The sequence below is a fragment of the Acinetobacter sp. WCHAc060033 genome, assembly GCF_004209125.1.
In the GTDB taxonomy this organism is placed as follows: Bacteria; Pseudomonadota; Gammaproteobacteria; order Pseudomonadales; family Moraxellaceae; genus Acinetobacter; species Acinetobacter wuhouensis.
The window spans coordinates 1-1,251 of sequence record NZ_SGSW01000148.1 but is presented as its reverse complement, the minus strand read 5'-3'; the positions used below and the strand labels follow the sequence as shown (position 1 = coordinate 1,251).

1 protein-coding gene is annotated in these 1,251 nt (G+C 38.2%); it reads left to right on the top strand.

Features of this window, described 5'->3' with window-relative positions; translation table 11 throughout:
• Positions 1-297: 297 nt before the first annotated feature.
• Positions 298-1,041, top strand: a complete 744-nt coding sequence (locus tag EXE10_RS20985) for an SDR family oxidoreductase (protein ID WP_068976150.1) — start codon at positions 298-300, stop codon at positions 1,039-1,041.
• Positions 1,042-1,251: the final 210 nt, after the last annotated feature.

The window sequence follows — 1,251 nt, the reverse complement described above, 5'->3', positions numbered from 1 at the left end:
GAACTCGTCTACTTCCGTCAAATTATTTAATTATTCGCAGAAACATTTCCAATCATAATTAGTCCTGCCTCAAACAGCTGCGGATGACGTTTTCGCGTATCAACTTTCATAGTGATTAAAAGTGCAACTTTAAGACTAATGAATAAGTATACGGTTTAGAACTAATCCAATTTTATGGTTGAAAATTGATCTTGACGCTCATGAAAAACTATAACATAGTAATCGTTATGATAACGATCGTTATTTTATGAATAAATAATTTAACGAACGCATTGTTCGTTTAAAGTGAGCAAAATAATGAATGAATTAAAACAGCAGGGAAATAAAGTGGCACTCGTGATTGGTGCGGGGGATGCCACAGGTGGTGCAATTGCAAAACGTTTTGCACAAGGTGGATATATTAGCTGTATGACACGCCGTAATGCGGATAAGTTACAGCCTTTGATTCAAGAAATAGAAGGCTTTGGCGGTGTCGCTTATGGTTTTGCATCCGATGCACGTAAGGAGGAAGAGGTTATTCAACTGATTGAAGAGATTGAAGCGAATATTGGTGAAATTGATGTTTTAGTTTTTAATATCGGTGCGAATGTACCGTGTAGTATTTTAGAAGAAACAGCACGTAAATATTTTAAGATTTGGGAAATGGCGTGTTTTGCGGCATTCCTTGTTGGACGTGAAGTGGCTAAACGAATGGTGACTCGTCAACGAGGTACAATCATTTTTACAGGTGCAACAGCCGGTATGCGTGGATCTGCTTATTTTGCGGCATTTGCAGGGGCGAAACATGCGCTTCGTGCTTTGGCGCAAAGTATGGCACGTGAGCTTGGTCCGCAAAATATTCATGTGGCGCATGTGGTGGTGGATGGTGCGATTGATACTGATTTTATTAAAAATACGTTTCCGCATTTATATGAAAAGAAAGATCAGGATGGTATTTTAAATCCTGAGCATATTGCGGAAAATTATTGGCATATTGCACAGCAACCTCGTGATGCTTGGACACATGAATTGGATTTACGTCCTTGGATTGAAAAGTGGTAAGCATTTAAATGGATCAATAGATTTAAAAATATATCAGGCTGATGAAAAGAAATTAGTTACTGATGTTACGCAGTAACATAAAAATATTCCTGCTTCTCGATAAAATAGGATACGCGATAACGTCATCCGCAACGTGTCTGAGGCAAGACTACTTTTAATCAAATATGTTTCTGCGATCTATTCAATATCTTGACGGAAGTGGACGAGTTT

What these genes read in the sequence shown, in the direction of transcription:
- EXE10_RS20985 (WP_068976150.1), top strand. Translation starts at nt 298, where the DNA reads ATGAATGAATTAAAACAGCAGGGAAATAAAGTGGCACTCGTGATTGGT.